Raw genomic sequence first — 8218 nt, 5'->3', positions numbered from 1 at the left:
CGAGCTCGCAGGGCCATTCAGTTATATCCACGGGTTGTGAACCGGACGCGAAATCTGTGCGAAATGATTCGAATTCAACGGAGAAATTAAGGCTGCTCTCAGCGTGCGCTCGATACCTTCAGCGCGCGATCGGGCGCAGCACGATTTCGGTGGGATGCGCGTCGCGCGGCGTCTCGACCGCCTGGCGCACCGCGCGGGCCACGGTCTCGGCGGTGAGGAACTCCTTCGGCTCGTAGGCGCGCCCCTCCCTCGCGATGATCTCGCGCTGCATGTCGGTGTCGATGCGCCCCGGATGCACCGAGGTCACCCGCAACGCCGGCTCCTCCCGTCGCAGCGCGTCCCCGAAGGCGCGCAACCCGAACTTGCTGGCCGCGTACACACCCCAGCCCGGATTGGCGCGCAGACCCGCACCCGAATTGATCAGCACCACATGGCCGTTGGCGGCCCGCAGCGCGGGCAGCAGCAGCCGGGTCAGCTCGGCGACCGCGATCAGGTTGGCTTCCAACGTATTCCGCCACTGCGCCACCGAGGAATCGGCTATCGTTCTCAGGTCGGCGATTCCGGCATTGTGGACCAGTACATCCAGCCGTTCGATTCCCTCCACCGCGGCCGTCACGGCGGCGTAGTCGGTGAGGTCGACCGGCCATCCGGCACCGCCCGGCAGCTCACGCGCGATCGGCTCCAGGGCCGCCGCCGTGCGCGCCCCCAGCAGCAGCCGGTGCGTGGGCGCCAATTCCCGCGCGATGGCCGCGCCGAGCCCACGGCTGGCCCCGGTGATCAGCGCGGTCGGCTGGTCGGTGCTGGTCTTCGCGGAATTCGCCATGCGATCACCGTAACCGCGTGCCCTGTGCCTGCGATGCTTCGGTCGGGCACACCACCGCTAGCTGAGTCGAAGAAGGCGAACGAAGTGCAACAGCCGGTCTCCCGCGCATACCTGCGGGTTCCAGCGCAGAATAGGGCGATGACGCACCCGGGATTCACGCCCACCCAGCTCGCGGCCCGTGCCGCCTACCTGCTGCGCGGCAACGACCTGGGCACCATGACCAGCGCGGCGCCGAGACTGTATCCGCACATGTGGAGTTGGGATGCAGCGTTCGTAGCGGTCGGTTTGGCGCCATTGAGCGTCGAACGCGCCGCCCTCGAACGCGACACCCTGTTGTCCGCGCAGTGGCGCAACGGCATGATTCCGCACATCGTCTTCGCCAACGGCGTGGACGGGTACTTCCCGGGCCCGGCCCGCTGGGAGTGCCGCCGCCTGGCGGCCGACGCCCCCGACGGCCCGGACACCTCCGGCATCACCCAGCCGCCCGTGCATGCCATTGCGGTGCAACGGATTCTGGACCACTCCCGCCGCCATGGCCGCTCCACCCGCGCGGTCGCCGAGGACTTCCTGCACCGCCGCTGGCCCGACCTGATGCGCTGGCACCGCTGGCTGGCCTACGCCCGCGACCCCAAGCAGCACGGGCGCATCACCCTGTACCACGGCTGGGAATCGGGCATGGACAACTCGCCGCGCTGGGACCGCGCCTACGAGAACGTGATTCCGGGCCCGGACCTGCCGCCCTACCAGCGCGCCGACACCCAGGTGGTGGGCGACCCCACGCAGCGGCCCTCGGATCGCGAATACGACCGCTACCTGTGGCTGGTCGAGCAGATGCGCCGCTGCGGCTACGACGACTACCAGCTGGCCTCGACCATGAGCTTCGCCGTCGAGGACGTGTTCGTGACCGCCATCTTCGCGCTGGCCTGCGATGTGCTGGCCAATATCGGCGAGGACTACAAGCAGCCGCACGCGGATGTGCGCGAACTCTACGAGTGGGCCGACTACTTCCGCGCGGGCGTGGTCGCCACCACCGACCCGCGCTCGGGCGTGGCCCGGGATTTCGATGTGCGCGCGGACAAATGGATCGAGACCGAGACCCTGGCCTGCTTCGCGCCGCTGCTGTCGGGCGGGCTGCCCCGCGACGCCGAGCGGCGGCTGCTACGGCTGTTCGAGGGCCCGCGCTGGTGCGGGCATCCGGACCTGCGCTACGCGCTGCCGCCCTCGACCTCCCCGGTGTCCAAGGACTTCCGCCCGCGCGAGTACTGGCGCGGGCCGGTGTGGCCCGTGATCAGCTGGCTGTTCTCCTGGGTCTTCGCCCGCCGGGGCTGGGCGGAACGCTCGTTCATGCTGCGCGCCGAGGGGCTGCGCCAAGCCAGCGACGGCAGTTTCGCCGAGTACTACGAGCCCTTCACCGGGCTGCCGCTGGGCAGCATGCAGCAGTCGTGGACGGCCGCCTCGGTATTGGACTGGCTGGGATGAGCTAACAATTGGCGAACATCACAGCCCAGCTTTCAGGGCTATAGCAACCTGTCGGCCTAGCGTTTTGGGGCATGACCGGACGAAGCCTGATGAAAGCGGCCGTTTTCGCGACAACTGGCATTCTGATGGCAACCCCAGCCGGGGTGGCCGCCGCCGATATCGAGGGGCCCGACGTGGCCTCCTACCAGCACCCGGGAGGCAGCGGCATCAACTGGTTCGGCGTGCGCGCGGCCGGGTACCAGTTCGCCATGCTCAAAGCCACCGAGGGGCTCAGCTACATGAACCCCTTCTTCGTGCAGGACAGTCTGGCCATGCGGGTGGCCGGAGTCGCCCGCGGCACATACCATTTCGCGCGCCCCAACCTGCCGCCCGAGCTACAGGCGGCGTACTACGCGGCCGTGGTGCTGGGCCAGAACGGGCCGCTGGATCTGCCGCCGGTGCTCGACATCGAGGATTCCGGCGGGCTGCCGCCCGACGCGCTGATCGACTGGACCCACCGCTACCTCGATACCGTGCAGGCCCTGACCGGTCGGCGACCGGTCATCTACACCTATCCGCGCTTCTGGCGCACCGCCATGGCCGATACCAACCAGTTCACCTCGTATCCGCTGTGGATCGCGGACTACCGCGGCAACGACCAGCCCGAAGTGCCCGGCGGCTGGCCCAATTGGACCTTCTGGCAGACCACCGACTCCGGCTCCATCAATGGCATCGCCGCGGGCGTGGACCTCAATGTCTACAGCGGTGCGCAGGGCGATTTCGCCGGTTACGCCAATTTCCCCTTCGCCGGTAGCGGGCGCGGCAGCAGTTAGAGGACCTGGGACAGGAACTGCCGCAGACGCGGGGTTTCGGCGTTCTCGAAAATCTGCTCCGGCGTGCCGGTTTCGACCACCCGGCCGTGATCCATGAACACCACCCGATCCGAAACCGAACGGGCGAAGCTCATTTCGTGGGTCACCACGATCATCGACATACCGCCCCGCGCGAGCTCCGACATGAGCGCGAGGACGCCCTTGACCAGCTCCGGATCCAGGGCCGAGGTGGCCTCGTCGAAGAACATGATGTCCGGCCTCATGGCCAGCGCCCGTGCGATGGCCACCCGCTGCTGCTGACCACCGGACAGATTGGCCGGGCGCGCATCGGCCTTCCCGGCCAGGCCGACGGCCTCGAGTTGCTGCACCGCCAGGGTGCGCGCCTGTTCCTTGGACAGGCCGTGCAGTTTGCGCGGCCCGAGCGCGACATTGTCGGCCACCGTCCGGTGCGGGAACAGGTTGAAGTGCTGGAACACCATGCCGATGCGCTGCCGCAGCCGGTCCGGGTTCTCGGCGAGCACCGATTTGCCGTCCAGCAGGATGTCGCCGGAATCGGGCTCGTGCAGCCGGTTGAGCACCCGCAGCAGGGTGGACTTGCCGGAGCCGGACGGGCCGATCACCGTGGTGGTCTTGCCCGCGTCCACGTGCACGTCCACGCCGCGCAGAATCTCGTTGTGGCCCAGCGTCAATCGCAGGCCGGTGCCGGTCAGGGAGGCACTCATGCTCCACGCCCTTCGGTGATGACGGCCTGTTCGACCGGGTCGGTCGGCGTCTGCGGACGGCCGTCGCGCATGCGCTTGTCGATGTAGTTGACCAGGTGCGTGAGCGGCACCGTCAGCAGCAGGTACATCAGGCCCGCCGCCACCAGCGGCGACAGATTCCCGGTCTGCGCGTTGAGATCCCGGCCCACCGCGAACAGTTCCCGCTGGGTGGCCAGCAGGCCCAGGAAGTAGATCAGCGACGAATCCTTGATCAGCGCGATGAACTGGTTCATCAGCGCGGGCAGCACCCGCCGCACGCCCTGCGGGATCACCACCAGCGTCATGGCCTGCCGATACCCGAACCCGATGGCGCGCGCCGCCTCCAACTGCCCGGCCTCCACCGACTGGATGCCGGAGCGGAAGATCTCACCGATATAGGCCGAGGCCAGCAGCCCCAGCGCCACCGCGCCCAGCCAATACGGGTTGTTGCCGGTGATGTTCTTGACCACCGGCCCAACGCCCAGCCCGATGATCAGGATGATCACCACGGCGGGCAGGCCACGGAAGATATCGGTGTAAACCCGTGCGGGCCAGCGCAACCAGCGGGTGCGGGAAATACCGGCCACCGCGAGCAGCATGCCGATCAGGGTGCCGAGCACACCCGAAACCAGCGCCAGGATCAGGGTATTGGGCAGGCCCGTCTTGATCAGGTCGGGAAACGCCTTGCGGTACAACGACCAGTCGAAGAACGTGTCCTTCAGCTGCCGCAGCGTGGATTTCGGCGCGACCGAGCTGTTGTCGGGCCTGTCGCCCGCGTGCTCGGCGGCGATCCGCGCGAAGTCCGGCCAGTCCGGTGCCGCGACCGTTTTCGACCCCGGCTTCCAGCCCGGAGGCGGCTGCCGCGGCACCCAGTCCTCGTACAGCTTCAGATAGGTGCCATCCTTGATCACCGCGTCCAGCCCGGCATTGAGGGCGTCGGTGAGTGGTTGGTTGCCCTTGCGTACCGCGTAGCCCACGAAGTTGCTCAGGCTGAAGGTGTTCTGCACGATCGAGGTGCCGTCGCCGGGCTGAATCGCGCCGATGGCCTGCGCCGATGGCGCTACCCAGGCGTCGATCTGCCCGGTCTTCAAATTGGCGTAGGCGGTGTTGTAGTCCGGGAATTTCACCGGATCCAAATGCAGTTCGTTGACCACGTACTCGTCCTGCACGGTGCCCTGCACCACGCCGATCCGGTTGCCGCGATGCAGATCCGAAAAGCCCTTGATGCCACTGCCGTTCGGAACCACCAGCGAGAAATACCCGAAGTCGTAGCCGTTGGTGAACCCGACCAGCTGCCGCCGATCATCGGTGGTGGTGATGTTCGAGGACCCGACATCGAACCGGCCGTTCGCGACCTGGGCCAGCAGGCTGGAGAATTCGGTCCCGACGAATTCGACCTGCAGACCGAGCTTCGCGCCGATCGCCCGCAGCAGCTCGTTGTCCATCCCGGTGAAAACACCCTTGGAGTTCACGCAGATGCTCGGCGGCGCATCCGAGATCGTCCCCACGGTCAGCTTGCCGGGCGTGATGAGGCCGAGCTTGCCGATATCGATCCGGTCCAGCGGTTCGGTCGTCGCGGTGGTGAACCGGTCCGCCGACTCCCCTTGCTGCCCGGCCGCCAGATTGCTCGGCGCGGCGCTGGCGGCGGCGAGCCCCGCCGGTGAGCACTTGTCGCGGTCGTCGGCCGCGGCACCGCCCGGTCCCAACGTCACTGTTCCGACCAGGCCGACCAGCAATACTCCGGCGATTGCCAGCAGACGGCTCGGCCGACGGCGTCGGGGCGCGCCCGGGCGCAAGGAAACCATGGCAAATCACCCTAGTAGGGCAGATTTGCTAATCCAGAGTTACCCTCACGCCGATCCGGCGGAAATCACAGTTCAGCCTTCGTTGCGCCGATCCCGCCAGGCAACGGCCTCCAGAATCCGGCTCATGTCGTAGTCCGGTCCCCCCGAACTCACGGTGAACAAGCTCACCCCGACGTCCGCGTAGCCCGCAGCCTGATCGATCCCCGGCCAGGCCACCGACTTCGCGATAGCCGACGCATCGGTCCCAACCTCCGCGCAGTGCTCCCCCAGAATCCCGATCTTGCGCTGCAGCACCTCGATATCGGAGAAGCTGTGCCAGATATCGGCATACTGCGCGACCAACCGCAGCGTCTTCTTCTCACCACCGCCACCGATCAGAATCGGAATGTCCCGCACCGGCTGCGGATTCAACTTGCCCAGCCGATCAGCAATCCGACCCATCGCCTCCTTCAACCCCGCCAAACGGCTTCCAGCCGTACCGAACTCATACCCATACCGGTCATAATCCTTCCGAAACCACCCCGCCCCGATCCCCAAAATCAACCGCCCATTGCTGATGTGGTCCACCGTCCGCGCCATATCCGCAAGCAGATCCGGATTCCGATACCCACCCCCGGTCACCAGCGCCCCGATCTCCACCCGCTCGGTCTGCTCGGCAATCGCCCCCAGCATCGTCCAGCACTCGAAATGCGCGCCTTCGGGGTCCCCGTACAGCGGATAGAAGTGATCCCAGTTGAACACAACATCGACCCCGGCATCCTCACACCGCCGCACAGCATCCCGAATCAGCCCGTAGTCGGGCGCATGCTGTGGCTGCAACTGAACTCCGATACGAACCGCCCGGCCCATAAGCGGCTCCTCCGTCGCCGATCCCCGCGCCCCATTCTGCCCCTCAAACACCACCCGCGATGATCGTCCACCCTGACGAAACACCCGCGAGCGCACCGACATCGACGTATGGCGTTTTTCGTGTCAACCACGGGAATGGCCGAGTCCCGGTCCGGAAATTTGCTCGGGAGCCTCCACGGTCAGGCCGGCCGATCGCGCGGCGTCGGCCAGCCGTTTGTCGTAGGTGACAAACGCCGTCAGGTCTGCGCCCAGGGTGAGCGCCGTTGCCAGATGCACAGCATCCAGGGACCGGACGGTGACCGGCAGGACAGCGCGGGCGAGGCTGCGGACGCGCGCACCCATCTCTATCGTGTCCACCAGTGCGAGCACGCTGGCCAGGCGGGAGACCGCTTCGGGGGAATGGCGGGCCACCGCTCGGAACGCTTCCACCTCGATCAGCGTCGAACTGACCCACGGTGTACCCCTGCGGTCGGCCAGCCACCCACGCAGCGCATCCGACTCGGCCTCTCGGTGGGCAAGCTTCACGACCGCCGCGGAATCCAGATAGATCACAGGTCGCCACTCCTTTCGCGGGCGATCTCTTCGGCGAGGTTCACTCCGTCCGCCTCACCGAGCGGCATCGCGAGCACGGCCAACTGCATATCGGCCAGTCGTTCCTTGCGCTCGGCCGCCGCCAGCACGGCCGCCCGAATCGCGGCCGATCGGCTGACCCCGTCCCTGGTCAGCACTTCTAGCGCATGTTCGGTCTCGACATCGGTGCGGATCGTGATCGTGTCAGCCATACCAACCAGCGTAAGACAGACTGTCTTACGTCACAACGCCGCGTCGGCCGTGACCGAAATTCGCCATCGACCGGCATTCCTTGTCAGATTCTCGTCACCTGAGCCCACGGTCAGCAGCCCAGATAACGGCTGGACGGCGCGTCGTTGCGCTCAGAGCGGCAGGCAGGGTGCGCCTGCTCTACGTTCCAGTGCATGACCCGAAATCAGGTGTTCCGTTCGGCGCAGATCGCAGGTCATTCCGCCTGGTGGGTCTTCGTCGTCGCCGCCATGCTCAAAGGGGGCGTCACCTGGTTAAGCAGCGGCGAAGAAGGACCGTTCGGTTGGGTCGCCTACACACCCATTGCGGACCAGCCCCGACGGTATGCCGACTACCTGCCGTCGAACGGATTCGACCAGTTGGGCGCGATATCCCTGATCGGGTTCTGTCTGCTGGTACTGGCGGCACTCACAGAAGCAGTGGCCGCCCAGCGGCTGGTCGCCGGAATCATAACCGTGGCAGTGCCGTTCATAGCGGCGACGTTGATCTGGTGCGCACTGCCGCGCGGACACTGGAACTTCTACCTCGAACCCATCCCGGCTCTGGTGGTAATTCTTGTCGCGGTGGCGATCCGAGAGGGGTGGGAGCGGCGGTTAGCGCTGACGGTCACGCAGACGCGGTCGCCCGAGAAGGGTTCCGGCAATGCGCTGGGGTGACATCCGTACAAGTCAGATCCAATTGGCGGTCGTCAGTGCGCTTCTGCTGATTCCCGGGCTCATATTCCGCAGCGCCGCGTGGGGCTCCTACATCAACATCCTGGCGGTGTGTGCGCTGATCAGCGCGGTCGCGACGACTGTCGGTACAACGCTCTGCCGTCGGATTGGGCTGTCGTTCAAGGCCATCGATACCACGCTTGTGGCCGTTTGAGGTTCCCCCTGGCGAGTGGACATC

At 66.5% G+C, this 8218-nt stretch carries 10 protein-coding genes; 4 read left to right on the top strand and 6 right to left on the bottom strand.

Annotated features, from left to right (window positions below; all coding sequences use genetic code 11):
* Nucleotides 1–118 precede the first annotated feature (118 nt).
* On the bottom strand, nt 119–823 hold the full coding sequence (locus NS2_RS34375) for an SDR family oxidoreductase (RefSeq protein ID WP_033091501.1): 705 nt from the start codon (nt 821–823) through the stop codon (nt 119–121).
* A 138-nt stretch (nt 824–961) separates the two neighbouring features.
* On the opposite strand from NS2_RS34375, the gene ggh reads away from it, so the two are divergent.
* Complete coding sequence (gene ggh, locus NS2_RS34370) at nt 962–2302, top strand: glucosylglycerate hydrolase (protein WP_033091500.1); 1341 nt, start codon at nt 962–964, stop codon at nt 2300–2302.
* 71 nt (nt 2303–2373) lie between these two features.
* Nucleotides 2374–3114, top strand: a complete 741-nt coding sequence (locus NS2_RS34365) for a glycoside hydrolase family 25 protein (RefSeq protein ID WP_033091499.1) — start codon at nt 2374–2376, stop codon at nt 3112–3114.
* Here NS2_RS34365 and NS2_RS34360 read toward each other — a convergent pair.
* From NS2_RS34360 to NS2_RS34340, 5 genes are all read right to left on the bottom strand, one after another.
* Nucleotides 3111–3836: an amino acid ABC transporter ATP-binding protein gene (locus tag NS2_RS34360; protein WP_033091498.1), complete on the bottom strand. Its 726-nt coding sequence runs from the start codon at nt 3834–3836 to the stop codon at nt 3111–3113. The two genes, NS2_RS34365 and NS2_RS34360, sit on opposite strands and share 4 nt — an antisense overlap.
* Entirely contained in the window at nt 3833–5659 is a 1827-nt protein-coding gene (locus tag NS2_RS34355; protein ID WP_045440297.1) for an ABC transporter substrate-binding protein/permease, read from the bottom strand. Before NS2_RS34355 ends, NS2_RS34360 begins: the two co-directional genes overlap by 4 nt.
* 72 nt (nt 5660–5731) lie before the next feature.
* The gene (locus NS2_RS34350; RefSeq protein WP_033091502.1) at nt 5732–6508 is read right to left on the bottom strand and encodes an LLM class F420-dependent oxidoreductase; all 777 of its coding nucleotides are present in this window, start codon (nt 6506–6508) and stop codon (nt 5732–5734) included.
* A 123-nt stretch (nt 6509–6631) separates the two neighbouring features.
* Nucleotides 6632–7060, bottom strand: a complete 429-nt coding sequence (locus NS2_RS34345) for a type II toxin-antitoxin system VapC family toxin (RefSeq protein ID WP_033091497.1) — start codon at nt 7058–7060, stop codon at nt 6632–6634.
* Nucleotides 7057–7290 (bottom strand): hypothetical protein, encoded by a 234-nt coding sequence (locus NS2_RS34340; RefSeq protein WP_033091496.1) that lies wholly within the window; start codon nt 7288–7290, stop codon nt 7057–7059. Before NS2_RS34340 ends, NS2_RS34345 begins: the two co-directional genes overlap by 4 nt.
* A gap of 192 nt (nt 7291–7482) precedes the next feature.
* Here NS2_RS34340 and NS2_RS34335 point away from each other — a divergent pair, with 192 nt between their 5' ends.
* On the top strand, nt 7483–7983 hold the full coding sequence (locus NS2_RS34335; RefSeq protein WP_071343376.1) for a hypothetical protein: 501 nt from the start codon (nt 7483–7485) through the stop codon (nt 7981–7983).
* The gene (locus tag NS2_RS34330; RefSeq protein WP_033091494.1) at nt 7970–8194 is read left to right on the top strand and encodes a hypothetical protein; all 225 of its coding nucleotides are present in this window, start codon (nt 7970–7972) and stop codon (nt 8192–8194) included. The genes NS2_RS34335 and NS2_RS34330 overlap by 14 nt, the downstream gene beginning before the upstream one ends.
* Nucleotides 8195–8218 lie beyond the last annotated feature (24 nt).

This window comes from Nocardia seriolae NBRC 15557 (assembly GCF_007990715.1).
Taxonomy (GTDB): Bacteria; Actinomycetota; Actinomycetes; order Mycobacteriales; family Mycobacteriaceae; genus Nocardia; species Nocardia seriolae.
This window is presented reverse-complemented; position numbering and strand designations above follow the sequence as displayed.

Excerpts from the sequence above, each read along its gene's own strand:
- NS2_RS34375 (WP_033091501.1), bottom strand. The coding sequence starts at position 823 with ATGGCGAATTCCGCGAAGACCAGCACCGACCAGCCGACCGCGCTGATC.
- ggh (WP_033091500.1), top strand. The coding sequence starts at position 962 with ATGACGCACCCGGGATTCACGCCCACCCAGCTCGCGGCCCGTGCCGCC.
- NS2_RS34365 (WP_033091499.1), top strand. The coding sequence starts at position 2,374 with ATGACCGGACGAAGCCTGATGAAAGCGGCCGTTTTCGCGACAACTGGC.
- NS2_RS34360 (WP_033091498.1), bottom strand. The coding sequence starts at position 3,836 with ATGAGTGCCTCCCTGACCGGCACCGGCCTGCGATTGACGCTGGGCCAC.
- NS2_RS34355 (WP_045440297.1), bottom strand. The coding sequence starts at position 5,659 with ATGGTTTCCTTGCGCCCGGGCGCGCCCCGACGCCGTCGGCCGAGCCGT.
- NS2_RS34350 (WP_033091502.1), bottom strand. The coding sequence starts at position 6,508 with ATGGGCCGGGCGGTTCGTATCGGAGTTCAGTTGCAGCCACAGCATGCG.
- NS2_RS34340 (WP_033091496.1), bottom strand. The coding sequence starts at position 7,290 with ATGGCTGACACGATCACGATCCGCACCGATGTCGAGACCGAACATGCG.
- NS2_RS34335 (WP_071343376.1), top strand. The coding sequence starts at position 7,483 with ATGACCCGAAATCAGGTGTTCCGTTCGGCGCAGATCGCAGGTCATTCC.
- NS2_RS34330 (WP_033091494.1), top strand. The coding sequence starts at position 7,970 with ATGCGCTGGGGTGACATCCGTACAAGTCAGATCCAATTGGCGGTCGTC.